This window comes from Mesorhizobium sp. WSM4840 (genome assembly GCF_055811755.1).
Genome location: NZ_JBVVQD010000003.1, coordinates 272,126 through 294,007 on the forward strand (window position 1 = coordinate 272,126; position 21,882 = coordinate 294,007).

Below are 21,882 nucleotides of genomic sequence, written 5' to 3' on the forward strand. Positions count from 1 at the left end.
TGGGCCCGCCCCCCCTCGCCGTGCCCCCCGGTCCGCGGCGGGGGCGGCGCCCCGGGGCCCGGGCGCGCCCCCCCCCCCCCCCTCTCCCCTCCCTCCCCCCCCCCCGGGGGGGGGGCCCCCCCCCCCCCCCCCCGTCCCGCTTCGAGCATCTCCGAAGAGCCCGAAGGCATAAAGTCGGACTTATTCCTCGATGCCCTTGGTGCCGCGCCGCGTGAGGTAGGCATCCCAATAGAAATCATCGGCGTTTTCCGCAGTGACGATGGAAAAGCCGTTGTCGACGAAAGGCACGCCCATGCCGTTGAAGCCCGACCGCCGGGCGTCGTTCATCGGATCGATCAGCTCAGGATGCTTGGCCAGCCACAGCAGCATGAAGCCCATATAGCCCTGCATGCCCTGGTTCGGGTTGACCGAGCCGAAGATTTCGCCGGCCTTGATCATATCGAGGATCTTGGCGTTGACGTCCGCCAGCATAACCCGGATCTTGCCGCCGCCCTCCTTCGCGGCCTGCGCGGCGCCGATTGCCGAGTTGGCTTCCGGCATGAACACCGCGCCCAGTTCGGGATGCGCCTGGGCAAGGCTGAGCACGGCCTGATAGGCCTTCGTCGCATCCTGATTCGACGCCGCGCGGCCGACGAGCTTCATATCCGGCCATTTGGCTTCCATGCGGGCGATGAAGGCGGCGATGCGCTTGTCGTGATTGTCCTGTCCGGGGTTTTCAAGGACCGCGTATTCGCCCTTGCCGTCCATCGCCTTGGCGACTGCATCGGCTGCATAGGTACCTTCGGCGACGTTGTCGGAGGTGATGTAGGACACTCGTTTGGAGTTGGGCGAATCCGCGGCGAATGTGACTACTGCCGTTCCCTGGTCGATGGCCCGGTTGATTGGCTCGATGAACGGATCGGAGTTCATCGGATGCACCAGGATGCCCGCCGGCTTCTGAGCCAGCGCCTGGTCGAATGTCGCTATCTGCTTGTTCACATCGTATTCGGGCGTTCCGGTGTATTCGGTCTCGCAACCGAACTGCTGTCCAGCCTGCTTGAACATCTCGTAGACCGGGAACCAGTATTCGACGCCGGAAACCATGACGTTCATGACGTATTTTTCACCCGGCTCGCACTTGAACGGGTTAGCGGCCTGGGCCGCGGCGTGGCCTGCCCCCAACACTGTGGTCGCTGCTGCCGAAATGGCGAGCATGCTCAAAAATTTGCGCAAGAGTCCTCCCTCGGCCGAAGCCTGGTCAATTGGGCGGCCTGACACTTACGTGCCGCCGCTTGTGGTTGATGAGACCGAACCTCCTCCCGAGGCCCAGCAGCTGATCATTCGCAGGAGTTGGCCCGAGTGTCAATAAAATTCACATGCTGAAATATATTTCACAGACTGGCTGGCAGTGACGAGCACCGATGGGCCGCCAGTGTTGGTGAACGAACGAGCCGGGCAAGCTCAGGTCAGCGGTTTCAAACTGACCTGCCGATGTTTTCCAGCATGACCTGCGATCGTTTTAGGTCAACGCAGCCACGGGTTGAATGTCAGGGACACGCCCGCTTCCGCTCAGGGACCTCAGAACATCCAGCCTGCAGCTAGACATGCACGGCAATCGAATTGCGCTCCACGATTTGGGCCGCCAGGACACGGTGCTCGAAAGGTAACGTAGCCTCCGCAAGCCTCTTCAAGAGAAGCTCCGCCGCCGCCGCTCCGATCAAGTGCGCTGGCTGCGCGATGGCTGTGATACCTTGGGCCACGAACTGCATCCAGTCGAGATCGTCGAAGCAAAGCAGCGAAACGTCTCCTGGAATCGCAAGCTTCAGTGCGGAAGTCGCCTCCAGAACGCCTGTCGACATCACACCGTCGGCGGTAAATAGAGCGGACGGTGCATTGCGCATTGTCAGCAGATCGAGCGCCTCCTTGCGGGCTGCCTCGCTGGAATAGACCGCCACCCGGCGGACCAACTGCAGATCCGGCTCGATACCTGCGGCACGATGAGCTTCCAGATAACCCAACAGCCGTTGCCAGCTTGGATGGTGGTAGCGAACGTCAGCGCTGGAGAGATCGACGTTCGCCACAAACGAGCCGACATCATCGCGCTGGCCCGGACCCAGTTCGGCCAGTATGCCGATGCGGCTGTGTCCGGCCCCGATCATCGCAGCGATGCTGCTGCGAGTCGCAGAAACGTTGTCGACCACCACGGAATCGGTTTCCAAGCCCGCCACGATGCGGTCGAACTGCACGACGGGACAGCGGGCCGCGACTGCCTCACGAAGATGATCCGGCTCGTCCACGAAGGTCGACGAGACGATCAAACCGTCGACCTGCTTTTCCAGCAGCAGTTGCACCGCCTCCCGCTCGAGTTCGGCATTTTCGTCACTATTCGTAACGATAACCCCGAAGCCGCCACGGCGCGCGACATCCCCTATTCCACGCAAAACGCTCGCGTAGAATGGGCTTTCGATATCGCCGACCACAACTCCGATAGTCTGCGTCTTACCGGTGATCAGACCTTTTGCCAGGCGATTGGGGCGATAGCCCAGCGCAGCTGCGGCGGCGCGCACTTTCTCCTGAACCTCGGGGCTGCTGTAGCCGTAGTCGCCAAGCACACGCCCCGCCGTGGCGGAGCTGACCCCGGCCCGGCGAGCCACTTCTATGATGGTTGCGTTTTTCGACGATCTTTGAATCACTCAGCAAGCCCCCGCCGCCCATTCGTGCGTCGTAAAGACGAGCTAGTGGCAGTTAGGCCCACCCCGCAAGTCCGAACACCGCAGCACTCGCCGTTGCACACACCATTGCAATCACAGCACCTCAGACAGAAAGCGCCGAAGACGTGGGCTTTTCGGATTGTCGAAAAGGTCCCCTGGTCGCCCTGCCTCGACAATCCGCCCCTCGTCCATGAATACGACCTGGTTTGCAACCTTGCGAGCGAAGTTCATCTCGTGCGTAACGACCACCATCGTCATCCCGCCCCGTCCGAGGTCGGCCATCAAGTTCAGGACACCCTTTACCAATTCCGGATCGAGAGCACTGGTGACTTCGTCGAACAGCATGACTTCGGGCTCGAGGGCCAGGGCGCGCGCGATGGCCACCCGCTGCTGCTGTCCGCCCGAAAGATTTGCCGGCCGATGGTCTTTGCGCTCCAAGAGTCCGACTTCATGCAGCCTCGCCAAGGCCGCGCGCTCAGCCTCCTGGCGCGACATGCCTTTTACCTTGCGCAGCGCCAGGGTGATGTTGGCGAGCGCACTGCGGTCGGGGAACAAGTTGAATTGCTGGAAAACCATGCCGACACACCGCCGGAGCTGGTCAGGGGTCTGCTTGTAGATGCTTTCGCCATCGAGCAGGATGTCTCCGGCTCGACACTCGACGAGGCGGTTGAGGCAACGCAGCAAGGTCGACTTGCCCGAGCCGGATGGCCCGATCAGGCAGGTGACGGTCCCCGGCTCGACTTTCAGACTGACGTCATGGAGCACCTGGACGGCGCCGTAGGCCATATCGATATTCGTGACCTCGATGCTGCCGCCGTTGAAGCGAGCGGGCGCGGCTGCGGCCGACTTCTCTGTGCCCGGCACACCGGCTTCCGCAAGCTCGGCGACTTCCTTGAGGCCGCTCTGCACGCCGGTGATACGCTTGCCGACGCGCATGCGCGCGTCGATGTAGTTGACCAGGTGGGTTAGCGGCACCGTGATCACGAGGTAGAACACGCCGGCCAGCAAGAGTGGTGACAGGTTGCCGGTCAGCACGGCCTGATCTTGGCCGACGCGGAACAGTTCGCGTTCGGAGGCGAGCAGGCCAAGGAAATAGACCAGGCTGGAGTCCTTGACGTTGCCGATGAACTGGTTGACCAGTGCCGGCAGGACGCGGCGGATGCCTTGCGGGATCACCACCAGGCGCATGCCTTGGCCATACGTCATTCCGAGAGTGCGGGTGGCGTCGATCTGACCGCGCTCGACGCTCTGAATGCCGGCTCGGAAAATTTCTCCGATGTAGGCGCCGGCAATAAGGCTGAGTGCCAGAATGCCCAGCGGATAAGGCGATGGACCGAACAGGTCCCGGCCCAACCGTGCGAAGCCTTGGCCAATGATCAGAATAGTGACAATGGCGGGAAGCCCACGGAAGATATCGGTGTAGACCCGCGCGAGGAGCTTCAGCGGCCGGTTCTCGGAAATCCCCATCACGGCGAGAACGATACCGATCAGCGTCCCGAAAAACGTCGAGGCGACGGCCAGGATCAGGGTGTTCTTGAGGCCGACCATCACCATGTTTGGCAGAACTTCTGCCATCGCCTGGAAATCAAGGAAGCTGCGGGAGAAGGTATCGAACCAGCTCATATCAAGTCCATCTATAACACGGCCGGGCACCGTTGCTCACGGGCCCGGCCGGAAAACACAGCGAAGTCGCTCGAATTCACTTCTTGGGCAGATATTGATCTGGCATGGGGGTGCCCGCGAACCATTTTTCGTGCAGCCGTTTCCAAGTGCCATCGTCCATGGCCTCGCGCAGTGCCTTGTTCAGTGCCTCGCGGAAGGCATCGTTGCCTTTCTTGACCACGAACCCGGCTGGCGCATCGAAGGACGGCACGTTCATTGTTATCTTCAGGTTTTTATAGCGTTCTACATACTGCTTGGCCGACTCATAGTCGGTGAAATGGCCGTCGATCGTCCCGTTGTTCAGCGCCGCCACCGCGGTGTTGTTGTCGGGGAACTTGACGATGTCGCCCTTCAGATTCTTCTCGGCATAGATTTCCTGCAGCGTCCCCTGGATCACGCCGATGCGCTTTCCGGCGGTGCTCTCATTGCTCGTCAGAGCCGGATCGGCCGAAATGATCGAAAGGTAACCCGCGAGATAGCCATCGCCAAAATCCACGGTCTTCTTGCGCTCCGCGGTCGTGCCAATGGCGGCGACAGCGACGTCGAAGCGGCCGTTGGCGACGGATGGCAGCAACGCCGAGAATTCCTGGCCGGTGAAGACGACCTGCTCCTCCTTGAACCCGAGCCGGTGCGCCACGTCGCGGAAGAGCTCAGCGTCGAAGCCGGTGAAGTTGCCGTTGGCGTCGGTGAAGACGTAGGGTTTCGCATCGCCCATCGTTCCGACACTGATCGTTGTTGGATCGATGAGGTTGTAAGGGTTGTCGGCCGCCTTTACCTGCGTTGACGCGGCCAACGTGCTAAGTCCTGTCACCAAGGCGATAGTCAGCGCCAGACCGCATTTCACCAGTTGGCGCCTGCTCGAATTCGTTTGCATGTCTTCTCCTCTTACGATTGGCCGAACCCGGCCTTCCCACTCGACGTCTGATCCATCAAAATGCTCTTAGGTGGCGTTTAATTAGATGGATGAGAACGTTATCACTTTACCTAGCATTGTCCGTTTCTCGCGTCAATTGTTTCGAGGAATTTCGCAGCTAGACCGTTTTCCCGTGTTGAACGTGCCCCGCTCCGCGGAGGATCTCGGGCGTCATGTTGCCTATATCGATTGCTGACGCATGGCCGATCGCGCCATAGTACTGGCAGGTTGCAGCCGCCGCCTCTGCGGCATGGCGGAGAATGTCCTGAGGCGCCTCATCCGTAAGCAGGCCGAGTAGCGTTCGGGCTATGAAGGTGTCGCCCGCGCCCAGGGTGTCGATGGGTTCGACCAGCCGCGCCGGCGTACGGTAGGAGACGGTGTCGCTGTGAAGCACCGCGCCGGCTCGACCGCGAGTCACCAAAACCCACTTTGGACCACACGCAAGCAGCTCGGATGCGATTACGGCCAATTCCTTGTCGTCAAGACCATCCCCTGAAACGGAAGCCAGATAGCAATGGGGTCCAACCTCGCGCCGGTGTTCCGGTTCCCGCCGCGTGGAAAAATCGTAAGATAACAGTGATTTACTCGAAACTACGGCAACCCATGGGTCTAACCCGCTGGACTGGCCGATGTGGACGGCCTGAAAGCCTGTGAGAAAATCCAGATCTTCTTGCGTCGGCGTGAACATCGAAACGCCGAGATCGAAATCCAGGAAAATCCGGTCGGCGTTGTGGTGACCTATGAGGCAGTAAGCGGTCGGCCCTTCGAGGCGCCGCAATCGGGTGACGTCAACGCGCTCCGACGCCAGTGCAGTGCAGATCAGGTCCCCGGCCCGGTCTTTGCCGATCGCTCCCACATAGGCCGACTGCCCGCCGAAGCGGCTCACATAGACCGCGACATTGAGGCAGTTTCCGCCAGGATACATCTCGCCGCGAGCAAGATAGCAATCGACCACGTTATCGCCCATCGCGGCAATCTTGACCATTGCAGGACTTTCAGCTTAAAAGGATGTGATAACGTTCGCACAATGGCTGCTATCTGTCAATTGTGCGCCGGCCCAAGCTCTGTCAATCGAGACGAGGAATCTCATGATTTCCGCCCTGCCCGCCGACCTAGAACGCGCTCTGAACGCTGCGGCGGGCAGGCAGTTTTCGCACCTCTTTCTCGTGGCGTGCGGCGGCTCGCTCTCGATCATGATGGCAGGCAAATACTTCCTCGACCGCCACAATGGCACATTCGCCTGCGACATCTACAACGCGGATGAGTTCGTCTGCCGAGATCCGCGGCGGTTGGGACCTGACACGCTTGTTGTCCTTTGCTCGCAGACAGGAACCACCAAGGAGACCGTGCGGGCGGCCAATCACGCAAAAGACCGAGGCGCAACGACAATCGGCATGACGCTCGACCAAACATCGCCCCTCGCGCGGGCGGTCGACCACCCGGTTGCCTACCAGGCCTCGTATACGACGGGCAAAGCAATCAATGCAGCCTACAGCAATTACGGCGTGCTCTACATGCTGCTCGCCGGTTTGATCGATGCTCGGGAGGACGGCGGGCTAACCGACGACCTGCTGATCAGCCTGAGCCATCTTCAACCGGCCATCGAGCGCGCGCACCGGGCCTATGCTGACCGGTTCGAGACCTTCGCCGCTCGCTTCGCACCTCGAGAGGCAATCTACACACTGGCCAGCGGTGCCAGCTACGGTGCGGCCTATTCGTACGCCATCTGCGTGCTCATGGAAATGCAGTGGTACGACTCGCAGGCAATACACGCGAACGAGTTCTTTCATGGCCCATTCGAAGTGGTGGATAGGGATGCTTGCTTCGTGGTCCTGCTGGGTTTGGACGAAACGCGGAGCCTTTCCGAACGTGCCCGTGATTTCCTTATCAAGTACGGCAGCCGGGAAAACATCCTGGTGCTCGATGGAGCGGAACTCGACCTCGGCGGTATGTCCGAACACATCAAACCCTATCTCGTGCCTTTGGTCTTCTTCGACACTCTATGGCGTTTTGCCTACAAGCTGGCAGGTCTGCGCGATCGGCCGATGCTCGAGGGCCGGCGCTACATGAAGAAGCTGTCGGACTACTAGTTCCGCCGCGCTTTGTGGCGACCTCACAACTCCCAGCCCATCTTCTGCGTAGAAGGATTTCTCTATGACTGCATCCTCAAAGCCGCGCCATGTCGTCGTTGTCGGCGCAGGCATCTTTGGCACCTCGACCGCGCTGCACCTTGCCCGCCTTGGCTTTGATGTGACCATTGTCAACGACGGCGCGCCATCCAACGGTGCATCCGGCCGTTCACTTTCCTGGCTGAACTCAGCGCGACGCGCGGAGACTGCCTATCACCGCTTGAGGCTTGCAGGCGTCGACCGCTATCGGACCCTGGCCGCCACAAGGCCGGAAACCGCGTCCTGGCTTCGCTTTGACGGCGGCCTCACCTGGGATGCGGATGATGAGGCGAACCAGATCGCGTCCATCTGGCAGCTGGAGCAGGATATTGGTTATGACGCGCTTCTGCTCGGCCCTGCCGAAGTTGGCGCAATAACGCCCGGGGTCAATGCCAGTGCAATCACCCCGCAGGGCGCCATCTTCAATCCTGGCGAAGGATGGGTTGACCTGCCCTCTTTGATCGATCTGCTGCTCAATGAATTCCGCTCCCACGGCGGCAAGCTTGTTCAGGACGCTGGACGGGTGCAGATAGTTGCCACAGGTGGTCGCGCACGTGGCGTCGTCACTGCTGGCGGTGCGGCGGTCGAGGCGGATGCAGTGATCCTTGCCGTTGGGCCAGCGACGCCTTCCATGCTTGCGGAGATTGGAGTCCATGTCCCCGACGCCACGCCGATTTCACTTCTCTTGAAGACCAAGCCCGTCAAGACCGACCTCCGTGCCGTGCTGAATACGCCGCGCGTGGCGGTGCGCCCGACGCCGGATGGCGCACTTGTTTTGGATTCGGCATGGTCGGAGGAAGAAGTCGTGGTCAACTCGGACGACACCTACACCGTGCACAACAAAACCGTCAAAGGACTGCTCGACGAAGCTAGCGCCGTGCTCGACGGCAATCCGCGGCTCCAACTCGCAACCTACGCCGTTGGCCCGAAGCCTATCCCCGGCGATGGCGAGCCGGTGCTTGGCTCCGTCGAGACCGTCGCCGATCTTCACGTCGCCTTTAGCCACAGCGGCGCCACGCTTGGACTGATCGTCGGCGAATTGCTAGCCAAAGAAATCGCCTCCGGCAATCCGCACCCCATGCTTGCAACCTTCCGCGCCAACCGTTTCGGCTGAAAGGGCAATCGCGGCCGAGACCGAACTGTCCAGATGAGCCGCGGTGGCATTGCCCAGATGACCGCCTTCGGAGGTTGATCCGCGCACCTGACTAGGATAACATGACAATCGTAGTTTAGTTTTAGCCGCGGCCGCAGCAAGGCTGGCCCTTCACGCGCGGCGCCAATGCCGATCGCATCGTGGTGGTCGCCGATACCGGCATCGTCGAACAAGGTCTGCATGATGAACTGGTGGCGCTTGGCGGTGCTTACTCACGACTGGGCGCGGCTACGGACTAACGACGCAGCTCTCAAAGCTGAAGCCGAGGGGAGTTCTACTGAAACGCACCCGATCGGGCTGCGCAACCCCAACCAAGCTGATGCCCGATCGGGTGCTCCGGTCGAAGCCGCCGCCACCGCTTTCCAAGCGGCGGACGAGTCGCCGCTTGTCTAATCTCGACGGTGCCGGCCGAACGCTGTTATCAGCGCCCCCAGATCCCCTGTCCTGCGGCGGCAGGTTGTTCAGCGCACGGTTGTCTTGTTAGGTTCGTGCGGTGTTCGGAGGGCTGCTTGATAGCAGCCGAGATCATCACCATTCGGCGGCGTCAACGCGGCCTGTATGAATGGCGGCTGTTCCCGATCAGCCGTCGCGTGATGGGGTTGACGTCTGCCCCTTGTCGATCATGGCGTTGTAAGAGCCGGCGAGCCTCTTCATGGGCCGGATGGTTTTGGTCAATAAGGCTCGCGCGGAGCCGGTCGGGGAAATCGTACGAAGTAACTGGTTTATGCATTTTGAACCTCAGGTTTCGGAGCAAGACGCGTCGACACCTCGACAAGACTAGATGTTTGTCCAGGGCGCTGGATATTTGCGTCTCGCCAGTGAATCTGCCGCATCTGCGGTTCTTATTGTCATACACCGCTTTCGTTTCGGGCGTTTTTCTGTAGAGCGGTGGGAGTGTTTCGTTTGTTTCAGCGGCGCGCGCGACGGGATGACAGGCGGCGTTTTGTGACTGGTCCGAGTCGTTTGCTCGATCCGTGATATCGGCCGTGCAACCTAGGCCATTCGTGTTTCGGCCGTTTTTTCCGAAGGATTGGATAGAGTTTCGTTTTCACGTCAGCGCTGGCGATGACTCCCGCCGAAACAGTTGAAACAAATCACGCAGCGTCTGAATGTGTGCTGAAACAAAGAGGGTCTAGTATCCGCCCTCGGGCGATCACGCGAATAAAGGGGAACGACCATGCGGCCTGATAATCCGGTCACATCCACACACACAGGCTATGCCCTCTTTGACGCCAACAATGTCCTCGTTGGGAGCAATCTGGAGATATTTGGAAGCCAGCGCCTCGACCGCGGCGGGATGCAGCCGATGGACGCCATTGCCGCAGTCGCCGAAGCCCTCTCATATCTGAAAAGTTTCGACGGCCGCCCCATCGAGCCCGGCAACGCGTTCGTTGAAAGCGCCGCGGCGCGATGGACGCAAATCGACGACGCTCCAGTTGAAGCTGAGACATTGGATGGCCGGTGGAAATTGCTCACCGCACATCCTCGGCCTGATGGCGGCGTGGCCCTGGTAAGCGTCGACATTACCGACATGAAGCGAGCGCAGATCGCGCACCGGGAAAACGCGGAGATATTCCGCTGCATCACGGACAGTCACCCGCTGCCCGTTTGGGTGGTGGACGCGGGAAGCGGGCAGATCCTCTACGAAAGCCTCGATGCGTCGAACCTGCTTGGCCGAAAATGGACCCCGAACGAGCCGCAATTCCTGACGGGTCATTTCGTGAATACTGGCGAATTCGATGAAATCAGTTCTCTCGCCAGCAACAGCGACATCGTGCGGGATCACGAAATCCAGCTCAGAAATACAAGCGGATCGACCGTCTGGTGCTCGACCAACTGCCGTCGAGGCGTTTATGGCGGGCGCCCCTCGCTCATCATCGGGGTATTGGACATCACGGAACGGAAGCAGCGCGAGGATCTGTTCGGTTTCCTGATCAAGCATCATCCGTTGCCGGTATGGATGAACGATGCAAGTTCGGGGGAACTCATCTATCAGAGCAATGCTGCCGAACGGCTGCTTGGATGGAGCAAAAAGGCGCAACGTGAGACGGTGCGGCTCGGCGACTACTTTGTCGACGAGAAACACCGGGAAATCAATCGGGAGCTCATGCAAAAGGGCGTCGTCGAAAATTGCGAGGTGCTTCTTAAAAGACCCGACGGCCAGGAGTTCTGGGCCACGGGCAATCTCAGGATCGTCGCGTTCCAGGGCCGGCGAGTGGTTCTGGCCGGCATCGCCGATGTGACCAAGCAGAAGAAGCGTGACGGCGAAGTCGCTGCGGCGCGGGAGATGCTCGCAGACGCCGTTGAATCACTCTCCGAGGGATTCGCGCTGTACGACGAAGATCACCGCCTGGTCATGTGCAACAGCCTTTACCGCGATCTGAACCACCCGGTGCGGGATCTCGTTGAACCGGGTGTGGAATGGGGCGAACTCCTTCGCGAATCCGCCAAGCGCGGCGTGTACCGCAATGCGGTTGGGCGTGAGGATGAGTGGCTCGACGAGCGGATTCAAGGCCGGATCGAGTTCCACTCCCATTTCGAGGTACCCCTCTCCGACGGCAAATGGCACTCGGTTTCGATACATCCCACCGATCTTGGCGGCTTCGTCGTAACGCGCGCCGACATCAGCGGGCGAAAGAAGGCCGAGGCTGCCGAGCGCGACGCGACGGCACTGCTGCAAAAGGTGCTCGATGCCTGCCCTTCGCCAATACGCATGACCACGTTCGAGGGAGAAACGCTCTACCGCAATCCCGCTACCAGAGATCTCTACGCCGACCGTCCTCGAATAACCGACCACTATGTCGATCCAGACTATAGCGCAATATTGGAGCGCACCCTGATCGAAAAGGGCAGGATCGATGATTTTCGGGTCCAGCAGTACGACACCGAGAACAAGGCCTTCTGGGCTTCGATTTCCGCTCGCCTGATCGATTTCCAGGGAAGGCAGGTGATCGTATCGAACACGACTGATATCACCGACATGATCGCCGCCCAGCAAGAAACGCGCAAGGCCAACGAGCGGCTGATCGACGCGATCGAATCTCTGGCCGAAGGATTTGCCCTCTACGACAGGAATGATTGCCTAGTGCTGGCTAACAGCAGGTACCGCCAGATGCACGCGATAAGCGCGGATGTGCTCGTTCCCGGGGTGAACTGGTTCGATTTCCTCCGCGTGACCGCAGAGCGCAACCAGTTTCCGGTTCCTCGGGACAAGATCGACGACTGGCTTGCCGAGAGGGCACGGGACCGCCGCGAATTCCGGCAACAGGAATTCCGTCATACGGACGGGCGTTGGTTTTTCGTCTCGAACTGTCCGACCCGCGAAGGCGGATTCGTGGTCACCCGTGTCGACATTACAGAGCGCAAGCGGGCCGAGGAGGCCGCCAAGGAAGCGGATGAACTGGTCCGTAAAGTCCTCGAAGCCTGCCCCGTCAACATCCAGATGACCCGCGCCCATGACGGGAAGCTGCTTTACCGCAGCCCCGCCACCGTTGAGCTGCTCGGCGACGTCACCAGCGCCGTCGACTATTATGTCGATCCTTCAGAGCGGATCCGATACGTCGAGCGGCTGCTCGCGACGGGGTTGGTCGACGATTTCGAAACCCAGCTCAAACGCAAGGACGGTGGAACCTGCTGGTGCTCGATTTCGTCTCGACTGATCGATTACCATGGTGAGAAGGTGATCGTTTCCCACGCCTACGATCTCACCGACCGTATCGAAATGCAGCAGGAATTGGAGCGGCAGCGCGAGACGCTGCACCAGAACGAAAAAATGTCGGCGCTCGGTGGATTGCTGGCGGGGGTGGCGCATGAGCTCAACAATCCACTCTCGGTGGTGCTTGGCCTGTCATCGCTGTTGAAGGAGACTGCTACCGACGCCAAGGTCGTGGAACGCGCCGACAAGATGAGCAAGGCAGCCGAACGCTGCGCCAGGATCGTCAAGACTTTCCTGGCTATGGCCAGACAGCAGCCGACGCGAACCTCAAACGTTGCGATCGATGATATTATTTCCGAGGCGGTGGAAGTGGCGAGCTATTCGATTCGATCGTCGGACATCGGGCTTTCAGTTCATCTTGAACCTGGCCTTCCCCCGATCTGGGCGGATCCCGATCAGCTTGCCCAGGTGCTGATCAATTTGCTGGTTAATGCAGAACAGGCGCTGCACGGCTGGGAAGGGCGACGGACAATCACGGTTTCAACGCGGCTTCAGCCCACGACCGGCAACATAGTCGTCAGCGTTGCCGACACCGGCCCGGGAATTCCCAAAGAGATACTTCCCCGCATTTTCGAGCCGTTCTTCACGACCAAAGAGATTGGGTCAGGGACCGGGATCGGGCTGTCCTTCTGTCATCGGATCGTTCAATCCCATGGAGGAACCATCGAGGTCGAATCCCCCGAGGAGGGTGGCTCGACCTTCATACTTTCGCTGCCTGCTTCGGACCGTCTCGAGGAACGAGCCGAAACGGCCGAAGACGAGCTCCCGAATTCAACCGGCATTGCTTGTCTGGTGGTGGACGACGAAGAGGAAGTGGGTGAGCTTGTCGCTGAGGTGCTCAGGCGGGATGGTTTCAAGGTCACCATTGCCAGATCCGGCGAAGAAGCGCTGCTGCATCTCCAGAACCGCACCTTCGCGCTGATCCTGAGCGATCTGAAAATGCCGGACATGGATGGACGGGGATTGTTCAACCAGATTGCCAAGCTCCATCCGGCCGAGCTCGACAGGTTGGCCTTCCTGACGGGGGACACGATCAGCCCGGACGCGCAGATGTTCCTGCGCGCCGCGAAACGGCCCTATCTTGAGAAACCGATCAAACCTAACGAGCTCCGTTCGTTTGTCTCGAATCTGGTCAACAACAATACTTGACAGATCCGTTGATTTGCACGTCACTTTAGGGGCAGCTTATCCATTAGGCTAGTTGCTCGGTGGTCGATTTTGACGACGCACGCACACGTAGTTGTCTGCGATGACGAACCGGATATCCGCGACACGGTAGCGGAATATCTGGAGCATCATGGCTATGCCGTGACGCCGGCCAACGCGGGGCCCGCCCTGCGTGAACTTGTTGATAGCCAGCACGTCGACGTGGTCATCTTGGATATCCGAATGCCAGGTGAGGATGGCCTCTCCCTGGCGCGATATCTACGAGAGCACTCAGACGTTGCCATTATCATGCTGACCGGATCGGCGGAAATCGTCGACCGCGTTGTCGGATTGGAGATTGGCGCCGACGACTATGTCGCGAAGCCCGTCGACCTGCGGGAGCTGCTGGCGCGGGTGAAGGCCGTGCTGCGCAGGACGTCGGCGAGTGAACGAGCTGCGGAGAAAGCGAGTACTCCGGGTCCTCACCAGGTCCAGTTCGGCAAGTGCCGCTTCGACCCGGACGAACACAAATTATACAACGCCGAGGGGGTCGAAATAGCGATCACCGCGATGGAGTTCCGGCTTCTGAAAGTATTCAGCGAACATCGTGGACGAGTACTCAACCGCGATCAACTGCTCGAGCTCGCCCATGACCGCGGCTGGGATCCCTTCGATCGCAGCATCGACATTCGCGTTTCGCGCCTGCGGAAGAAAATCGAGGTCGATCCCTCCAAGCCGGAGGTGATCAGGACGATCCGCGGCATGGGTTACCTCTACGCTTGAGCGCGCCGCCGCTGGGTTGGACCAGCGCCTCGTCCCTTGCGCTTTATGCGATTTTGTGGCTCCAGGGGATTGCCCCGCTCAACCTCTGATCTTCGGGATCCAGCTGCGTTGCGTTTCCACTATGACGTGTGGCACTGAAAGGCAGGCGTGCCGGCCAAAGTCTTTTTCAACCTTGGATTGTGTATCGCAGCCGGGGTTGCGAGGCTGCGACACGTTTCCTGAGCCGACAAGGACGCCGGCACCTTAAGCGCGGGTCAGAGCCGTTCGATGCCGAGAAAATCCGGCGCTCCCACCCAGGCGGCCTTGAAGCGCGCATCCATCTCTTCGGCGTCCGCTGTCCTGCCGGTCCTGCGGAAAACCTCGCGCAGGCCCCACAACGCCCAGGCGTTGTTTGGAGTCTGCTCCAGCACGTGCTCGAAGGCTGCCGCGGCCGCCTCGTGCTCACCCATGGCCATGTAGACCGCGCCGAGGGTCTGTCGGACCGGATAATACCAGTAGGCCGGTTCCATATAGGCAAGGCCGTCCTCGATCGCGACCGCCGCCTCAAGCTTATTGCGCGCTTCCCGCAGGTTGCCCTGGTGCTGGGCAATGCGGGCCTCCACGATCAGCGCGCTCAATTCCAGCAAATCCGGCGCCGGAAGTCCTCCCGCCGTTTCCGTGGAAAAATCGGTCTCGGCGGCGAGCTCGCGGATTGCCGCGGTCTCGGCGCGCGCCGCCTCGCTCGCGCCTTTTGCGGCGAAGGCGATGCCCCGCGCATATCGCCAGGTTGCCTCGACATAAGGCAGGGCGTTTGCCGGCAGCGGCAGCGCGAGTATGACCTCGGGACCGCTGTACTGGGCGTGCGCAAAATAGGTCGCCGCCTTGATCGGCTGCAGCCCGGCCACCTTCCTGGCCGTGGTGTTGGAGACCAGGGATTCGAGCTTTTTGGCCGCCTCGGCGATTGCCTCGATGTCGCCCGCCATCTGTGCTGAGGTCATCAGGAAATGCAGGTTGTGCGGATAATAGCCGTCCGTGTAGACACCGGGCGTGCTCTCCGGCGCTATGCCGACGCGCTCGAAATAGGCCTCGTCCGCCGCCACCGCCTTGCGGTTGATCTCCAGGCTGTCGATCCACCTGCCGACCTGGTGATAGATATGCGCTGGCATGTGCACGATGTGTCCGGCGCCGGGCATGAGGGCGGCAAGCCGGTCGGCATGGGCTTCGGCCCTTTCCGGCGTCGTCGACGCTTCGACGGCATGGATATAGAGATGGATCGCACCGGCATGATCCGGATTGCGCGCCAGCACCCGCTCCAGCGAGGCCACAAGCTTGACCGTGTCCGGCTTTGGCGTTGCTCCGCCGTCAAGCCAGTAGTCCCAGGGCATCAGGTTCATAAGGGCGTCAGCGTAGAGCGTGGCGATCTCGTCGTCCTGCGGATGGCGGTCTGCCAGTTCCGCCATCGCCGCAGCATAGGCCTGGTTCAGGGCGCCCTGATCGGCCGAAGTATCGGCGCTGTAGCGCCTGGAGAGCGCGGCGATAAGATCCTTTTCCCGGCTGGAGGCGAGGTGCGCTAGCTTGCGCGCCTGCGCTACGGCTTCGGCGGCGTTCGCGGCCGCCTCTTGGCCCATGCCGGCGTTGATGTTGGGGCCGAGCACGTAGGCCTCGCCCCAGAAACACATGGCGCAGGTCGGGTCCAGCTTCTGGGCGGCCCTGAAAGCGCGTTGCGCCTCGGCGTGGTTGAATGCCCACGCCCAGCGCAGGCCCTGATTGAAATAGGCCTGCGCCAGCGGGTTGGCGGTGGTGACAGGGTAGGAATGACTGCCGAGGTTTTCGAACAGCGGGACGCTTGTCGAATCCTCTGCAACCGCCGCCTTGGCCTGGCGATGCGGAACGCCCGTTTCATGGGCATTGGCGGCGGGCGCCGCCAGAAGGGCGGCCACGCTGGCACAGGCCAGTAGCGGGAGCCTAAATGAAAGCTTCATGGTTTCAGCCCGCCTTGTCTTCTTGGCCGCGCTTCAAGCCGCGGACCATCAAACCAATTTCGGACCGGCTGATCCCGATGTCCCTCAGGAAGGCATCGTCCATTGCCGCAAGCGTCCGTTCCGCCATACGGTGAACCCGGTAGTCCCGGAAAGAGCGGTAAGCTGCTCGCATTATCGACATTGCAACACTCCATTGATTGGCGCCGCGGGTGCAGCGATGCCATTGCATTTAAACCATCCCTGTTTCAGGCGTTTTTCCGCGCCGAACGCGAAGTGTTTCGTTTGTTTCAGCGCCGGGGAGCGCTTTCCGCGCGGTGTGGACTGCGAGCTGCCAGAGTCGCGCGGGAAACCGCCTTCTTTCCTGGCGCTGGATAGTGAAACCGGAGTCCGAGATCAGCCACGCTGGCCCGCGCGTCAGATGGCAGCACCGGGAGGCAGCCCCACAGTCCGACAAGACGCCCTTGCAGCGTGCTCGGGGAGCGGAATTTCTCCGCCTCCATGCTCCATAAACACCAGCCGCCCGCCGAGCTTCAGGACGCGGCGGAACTCAGCCAGCGCGCTCTCGCTTTCCGGGTGCGGGATGGTACAAAGCGAGTAGATGGCGGTATCGGCCATAGCATCAGCCAGAACGTCTAAGGCAGGTTGAAGCTGGAGGAGGCATCGCCGGCGCCGTGCCCTTTGAGGTCGATGATTTGCCTTTCCAGGCAATCAGCCGAAACTTCTGCTCCGGCCATGACATTAGCCGCAATCGATCGTCTGTGGTCAGGCCCGACCAGGGGGCCCCTCTTGGTCGTGCCGATATGCGGCTGTCAAATCTTCGACCGCCTGGGCTGATATCGGCACGTTGCCGTACCCGGAGATGAATATGATCGGCATGTCTGCCCGCCCAACAGCCGTCGTTCGTTGCTGCTCAAGCTAAACAACGGGTCACGGCCTGCCGTTGTGTGGCAGGGGCCCTAGCGTTCGGGTTTTCGCCGTACACGTCGTCAGCGAACCCTGTAGAACGGATTCGGCAGCAGGAACAGCTTCTCGGCGTGTCCCCCGAACAGGTCGGATGGCTGATCACCGACATTGGCAATGATCGTGTAGCCGGCCTTTTCGATTTCGGCTCTTACGGGTGCCTTGAAATCAGCGGCGGAACCATATTTGGCTCCCGGCTGGACCATATAAAGTTGCTCATAGCCGGCATAGCCGGCCGATTGCAGGTTCTGTTCGGTCGCCTGACGCTGGTCCTCCGGACGTCCGGTGATGAAGAATACTGCGACTTTCGCCGTTCGCGCCTGCCGGAAAACCTCCAGCACGGGGTCGATGGCCGGATCCTTCGCGAGTTGGTCCCAGGCGGCCCAGCCACAGGGACCGTCGATTGCGATGTCGCAGGCGCCGCCGATCGGGCGGCCGAAATTGTCACGTGTGATCACTTCCCAGTTGGCCAAAGCCGTCTCGTCGATATCGAGCACCAGTGCGGGGCGAGGCACCTCCATTGCGCGCTTGACGACCCAATCGCCGGCCTGCTTCGCCACGGCGGCAAGGTCGCGATCATATGCGCCGGAATCATGATAACTGGCGGCCGCCAGCATCGCGTCGCCGACATTGGCTGGCTGAGACGGGCTTGTGAGAAGGAGCGAGCCGTCGGCACGCGCCGACCCAGGCACATTTGTGCCAATCATCAGCACGATTGCCCCGACGGCCGCACCACGCGCAATTCTATTCCAACTAATCGTCTGCATCACGAGACTTTGCGGTCGCGAGAAGTCCTCTGTCAAGCGAGGCAAGGCACAGGTCCTCGAAACTGAGCGATGTCGGCAAGTGCCCCAACAGCGGTCTTTCGGGGTGCTTGAGGTGAACGCTAGAAGTTGACCTCGCGAGAACTACCACCAACGCTCCTGAAGACAGGTTCGCGGTTCCGACGGCGAGATGGTTAAGTCCGTTCCGAAGAGGTGCTCGCAATGGATGCTCCGGACTGGACTCCACACGCTCGTGCGCGGCGGAGAACGTTGGATGGCGCGATATTCCGCGAAATGACTGCCCAATTACCGCCGACTGCCGTTCAGCCGGCGCGCCGAGCCGTCAAGGACGCGATCGTCCGCATGGCAAGGGTTCGCAGCTTTGGCGTGCGATGCCGTTCAGCGGGCACCGCGGTGGAACGATCGCGGTGCCGTAGTCTGTACCCGCACACTAGCAGTTCGCCCCAGTCTGCGGGTCGCACGCCTTGTTTTCTTGCTTCTGTGGCTTGGGCTCGGCCGCCTGTTCCGGCTCGGCCTGCTGCTGCTCGGCGGCAGGCTGCTCCTTGGCCTTCCGCTTCTTAGGCTTGGCCGCCTGCTCCGGCTCGGCCTGCTGCTGCTCGGCGGCAGGCTGCTCCTTGGCCTTCCGCTTCTTAGGCTTGGCCGCCTGTTCCGGCTCGGCCTGCTGCTGCTCGGCGGCGGGCTGCTCCTTGGCCTTCCGCTTCTTAGGCTTGGCCACCTGTTCTGGCTCGGCCTGCTGCTGCTCGGCGGCGGGCTGCTCCTTGGCCTTCCGCTTCTTAGGCTTGGCCGCCTGTTCCGGCTCGGCCTGCTGCTGCTCGGCTGCGGGCTGCTCCTTGGCCTTCGGCTTCTCAGGTTTGGCCGCCTGGTCCGGTTCGGCCTGCTGCTGCTCAATGGTCGGTTGCTCCTCGCTCGTCGGCTTCTCAGGCTTGGCGGTCTCTTCCGGCTCAACCTCTTCGCCGGTCGCCGGCGCCTGTTCGGTCGTTGCTGCGCCTTCGGTCGGCTTCGATTTCCGGCCTGCCTGAACCTGCTTCACCTCCTCGATGTCTTTGAGCTCAGCTGGTTTGGCATCGGGATCGGCTTTCACTTCACCTTCAAAGACCGTGACCGTATTGTTTTCCAATTTGCCGGCCTGCTCGGGCGTCTCGGTCTCGCTGACCTCGACGACGGTCACCTCCTGGCTCGTCTCTTTCTCGATCACATCAACATCAATGACGTTGTTGATCACCACGTTGTTCTGGATCGTCACGTCGCCGGCAGGCTCGGCCGCTTCGACAATGCGCACAAACTCCGGCTCATCACGGATAACGACGACGGAAATGTCCTCAGCAAGGAATTCGCGGGTGGGGACCACGACCCAGTAAAAATCCGGCGTGGTGTCGAAGGTCACCTCGATTGAAATCAAATCGGGATCGCGGCGTGGCGGCAGCGGAGCCCAGATGATGTGCTCCCTTTCACGCCGCCAGCTCACCCAGGCTGGCGCCCAACGAGTGCCGGGAACCCAGTACCAGCCGATGTCGTCGGCATAGCCCCACCGGCCGTAATGGTAGGTCGCCCAGCCGAACGGCTCGTCGGACACCCAGAGCCAGCCATACTGCTCGGTATAGACCCAGTGTCCAATGGTATACGGACGCCAATCGTCAGGGACATCAACCGGGACGAAAACGGGCGCTCCCTGGTAGGAAACCCAATCACCATGGGAAGACAGGTCGTCATAGAATGTGCTGATCGAAATGGAAACGTCGGTGGCTGCCCTTGCCTCGGACACAAGCGCCAATGGTGCAACCGGGTTGGGAATCTCGACGACCATAAGCAGACAGGCGGTCACGCCGCCCAGCATCAGTCGTACCGCATTTTGTGCAAGGACGCGTTTCATTCTGGTCTTCCTCCGAAACAGATCGCCCTTCACCCTGAAAACTCACCGGCTGTCGGATTGTTCCACTTGCTAATGTTGCCGCATCTGGCCACACGCCGGCTTGGCATCACACGGCGATGATCCCAGGGATCAACATCAGCGTTGCTTTATGGGCTCGGCGAGCCAGATCACGACCGCCGTCACAAATCTGCGCACCGAAGAAGCAATGCCTACGGAAAGCGCTTTGCGCACCAGTCGGTCGAAGCCATCACGGTCGCCCGGGAGCCGTGCCACAGGGTTCAGTGACCGCACCCTCGAAGTTTGGCGGCGCTGTCCGCGACATGCCTGACCTCAACAAGGTGTTTCGCAGGCGGCCAAGCCATTTGACGAAGCAAATATCGCATCGGTGACCAGATTCAGATCCGTTTTGGGGGCGTCTGCTCCTAGGGCGGAGCTGATGTCTCGGCCAAAAGCATCGATGATGCGTCGAGACTAACAGGCGCGCTCGGATCGTGCCGATGAAATTCCTCATTCAGCGGAACGGATAGGGGCAGGCGAAGACGGGGCGCAACCGCGGCGTCCCACAGCCGTCAACTTTCGGAATCACTGAGCGTCGCCACCGCGTCCTTGACGGCATTGGCAAGGTTAGCGAGGATTCTCCATTCCTGCTTGAGACCTTCGAGCGTCGCCTCAAACGAACGAGTGCGGGTAGCTCTGGCACCGGCATGGCTTGCGACAGCCTGCGAATAGAGATCGACGGTCTGCTGCGCGGTTGAGGATCGTGAATAGGAGGCCGCGGTCTGTCTGGCTTCTTCTTGCAATGCCGCTCGGCCCGGCGCAGTGATCGCGCGGACTCTGGCGAGAGCCTTGGAGAATTGGCCTGGGGACGCATCGGCTGACAGGAGATAGCCGTTCTTTCCGTTGCGTACCACCTCACGGACTCCAGGTTCATTGAGCCCGACCACGGGAACGCCGGTCGCCATCGCCTCGACAAGCACAAGACCTTGGGTTTCGGAACGCGACGAGAAGGCGAAGACGTCCATGGCGGCATAGACGTCGGCCAGTTCGGCGCCTTCGACCACGCCTAGCAGATGGCATCTGTCCTGAAGACCTGCCTCGTCCAGCATTCGGCGCATTTCGGACGCTGACGCACCGTCGCCGGCGGCAACAAAATGCGCGCGCTCATTTTGCGAAAGAAACAGGCAAACTGCTTCAGTGAGGTAAGTCAGGTTCTTCTCCGGCGCCAGCCGGCCTACGTGCCCGACGATGAAATCGGTTTTCGCTAGTCCCAACCGGCTCCGCAATCTCAGCCGATCTCCTTCGGCGAACCTGGCCAGGTCGATCCCGGTCGGGATTATGGTGATCGGTTTGGTGACATCGTGGTGGCACAAGAGGTCGGCAATGCTGCGAGTTGGAGCGATGATATGCTCGCACAGATCACAGTAGCCAGCCGCGAGGCTGAGCACGAGGCGTTGGAGGACCGGTGCATCCTGCGCAACGTAGTGGCCGTAGAGTTCGTAGCGGGTGTGATAGGTAAATATCGTCGGCAACGCTCGTGAAGCCGCGATGCGAAGGGCGGTGTCGCCGAGAAGAAACGGGTGGTGCGAATGGACGATATCCGGTTTGAAGGCGTTCAGTGTCTTCTCAAGGGAGCGGGTGAACGGGATCGGCACTGAAAAATCGCTCCCGTTAAAATTCTGGATCGCCGGGACGCGGAGGATGTCGCTTTCTGAGCTGCTTCCGCATAGTCCGGCGCGACGATCAGGACTGCATGCCCCAACTCACGCAGCATCTCCGACAACGACGCAACGCTGTGTGCAACGCCGCCGACATGCGGGGTGAATGTGTTGGTAAACATCACGATGTTCATGCAAGGCCTGCCGCGTCTGTCGATCGAAGGGACGCGGCCTCAAAGAAATCGCCGTGTCCAGATTCTCGGGCCGGCGACGACCAGGTGGCAGGCTCGGTAGCACTCAGGCCAAGCCTCGACCTTGCCCTCAAGTTTCGGCCTCCCGCTTCAGCGCTGCCTCGTGTGTTTCTTGATGCAGGATACCGAGGGACGTGTCTTTCACCCACCACCTGCTGCAGTCCTGACCG

16 protein-coding genes are annotated in these 21,882 nt (G+C 60.8%); 5 read left to right on the plus strand and 11 right to left on the minus strand.

Annotated elements, in window-relative coordinates; all coding sequences use genetic code 11:
- Positions 1 to 180: 180 nt before the first annotated feature.
- The 5 genes from AC0L3I_RS06975 to AC0L3I_RS06995 form a co-directional block, all read right to left on the minus strand.
- Positions 181 to 1,212 (minus strand): substrate-binding domain-containing protein, encoded by a 1,032-nt coding sequence (locus AC0L3I_RS06975; protein ID WP_123147196.1) that lies wholly within the window; start codon positions 1,210 to 1,212, stop codon positions 181 to 183.
- Positions 1,213 to 1,577: 365 nt separating this feature from the next.
- Positions 1,578 to 2,672: a LacI family DNA-binding transcriptional regulator gene (locus tag AC0L3I_RS06980; RefSeq protein WP_473526404.1), complete on the minus strand. Its 1,095-nt coding sequence runs from the start codon at positions 2,670 to 2,672 to the stop codon at positions 1,578 to 1,580.
- 111 nt (positions 2,673 to 2,783) lie between these two features.
- Complete coding sequence (locus AC0L3I_RS06985; protein ID WP_473526405.1) at positions 2,784 to 4,313, minus strand: amino acid ABC transporter permease/ATP-binding protein; 1,530 nt, start codon at positions 4,311 to 4,313, stop codon at positions 2,784 to 2,786.
- A gap of 76 nt (positions 4,314 to 4,389) precedes the next feature.
- Complete coding sequence (locus AC0L3I_RS06990) at positions 4,390 to 5,226, minus strand: ABC transporter substrate-binding protein (RefSeq protein ID WP_473526406.1); 837 nt, start codon at positions 5,224 to 5,226, stop codon at positions 4,390 to 4,392.
- Between the two features lie 157 nt (positions 5,227 to 5,383).
- The gene (locus AC0L3I_RS06995) at positions 5,384 to 6,250 is read right to left on the minus strand and encodes a PfkB family carbohydrate kinase (RefSeq protein ID WP_473526407.1); all 867 of its coding nucleotides are present in this window, start codon (positions 6,248 to 6,250) and stop codon (positions 5,384 to 5,386) included.
- Positions 6,251 to 6,353: 103 nt separating this feature from the next.
- Between AC0L3I_RS06995 and AC0L3I_RS07000 the strand changes: the two genes are divergently transcribed.
- From AC0L3I_RS07000 to AC0L3I_RS07020, 5 genes are all read left to right on the plus strand, one after another.
- Positions 6,354 to 7,355, plus strand: coding sequence for an SIS domain-containing protein (locus tag AC0L3I_RS07000; RefSeq protein ID WP_473484732.1), 1,002 nt, complete (start codon positions 6,354 to 6,356; stop codon positions 7,353 to 7,355).
- A gap of 64 nt (positions 7,356 to 7,419) precedes the next feature.
- Positions 7,420 to 8,547, plus strand: a complete 1,128-nt coding sequence (locus AC0L3I_RS07005) for an NAD(P)/FAD-dependent oxidoreductase (protein WP_473526408.1) — start codon at positions 7,420 to 7,422, stop codon at positions 8,545 to 8,547.
- Positions 8,548 to 8,712: 165 nt separating this feature from the next.
- Positions 8,713 to 8,979 (plus strand): hypothetical protein, encoded by a 267-nt coding sequence (locus AC0L3I_RS07010; protein WP_473526409.1) that lies wholly within the window; start codon positions 8,713 to 8,715, stop codon positions 8,977 to 8,979.
- A 784-nt stretch (positions 8,980 to 9,763) separates the two neighbouring features.
- Complete coding sequence (locus AC0L3I_RS07015; RefSeq protein ID WP_473526410.1) at positions 9,764 to 13,450, plus strand: PAS-domain containing protein; 3,687 nt, start codon at positions 9,764 to 9,766, stop codon at positions 13,448 to 13,450.
- 69 nt (positions 13,451 to 13,519) lie between these two features.
- Positions 13,520 to 14,230 (plus strand): response regulator, encoded by a 711-nt coding sequence (locus tag AC0L3I_RS07020; RefSeq protein ID WP_473484724.1) that lies wholly within the window; start codon positions 13,520 to 13,522, stop codon positions 14,228 to 14,230.
- Positions 14,231 to 14,484: 254 nt separating this feature from the next.
- Here AC0L3I_RS07020 and AC0L3I_RS07025 read toward each other — a convergent pair whose 3' ends face one another.
- The 6 genes from AC0L3I_RS07025 to AC0L3I_RS07050 all read right to left on the minus strand — a co-directional run bounded on the left by AC0L3I_RS07025 (position 14,485) and on the right by AC0L3I_RS07050 (position 21,655).
- Positions 14,485 to 16,191 carry a tetratricopeptide repeat protein gene (locus AC0L3I_RS07025; protein WP_473526411.1) on the minus strand — a complete coding sequence of 569 codons (1,707 nt, stop codon included), beginning with the start codon at positions 16,189 to 16,191 and terminating at the stop codon, positions 14,485 to 14,487.
- A gap of 4 nt (positions 16,192 to 16,195) precedes the next feature.
- Positions 16,196 to 16,420 carry a YjiS-like domain-containing protein gene (locus tag AC0L3I_RS07030; protein ID WP_473526412.1) on the minus strand — a complete coding sequence of 75 codons (225 nt, stop codon included), beginning with the start codon at positions 16,418 to 16,420 and terminating at the stop codon, positions 16,196 to 16,198.
- A gap of 757 nt (positions 16,421 to 17,177) precedes the next feature.
- Entirely contained in the window at positions 17,178 to 17,858 is a 681-nt protein-coding gene (locus AC0L3I_RS07035; protein ID WP_192365727.1) for an HAD family acid phosphatase, read from the minus strand.
- Positions 17,859 to 18,366: 508 nt separating this feature from the next.
- Positions 18,367 to 19,806, minus strand: a complete 1,440-nt coding sequence (locus AC0L3I_RS07040) for a DUF6600 domain-containing protein (protein ID WP_473526413.1) — start codon at positions 19,804 to 19,806, stop codon at positions 18,367 to 18,369.
- Between the two features lie 569 nt (positions 19,807 to 20,375).
- Positions 20,376 to 21,506 (minus strand): glycosyltransferase, encoded by a 1,131-nt coding sequence (locus AC0L3I_RS07045; RefSeq protein ID WP_473526510.1) that lies wholly within the window; start codon positions 21,504 to 21,506, stop codon positions 20,376 to 20,378.
- Positions 21,419 to 21,655, minus strand: a complete 237-nt coding sequence (locus tag AC0L3I_RS07050; protein ID WP_473526414.1) for a glycogen/starch synthase — start codon at positions 21,653 to 21,655, stop codon at positions 21,419 to 21,421. The genes AC0L3I_RS07045 and AC0L3I_RS07050 overlap by 88 nt, the downstream gene beginning before the upstream one ends.
- Between the last annotated feature and the right edge of the window lie 227 nt (positions 21,656 to 21,882).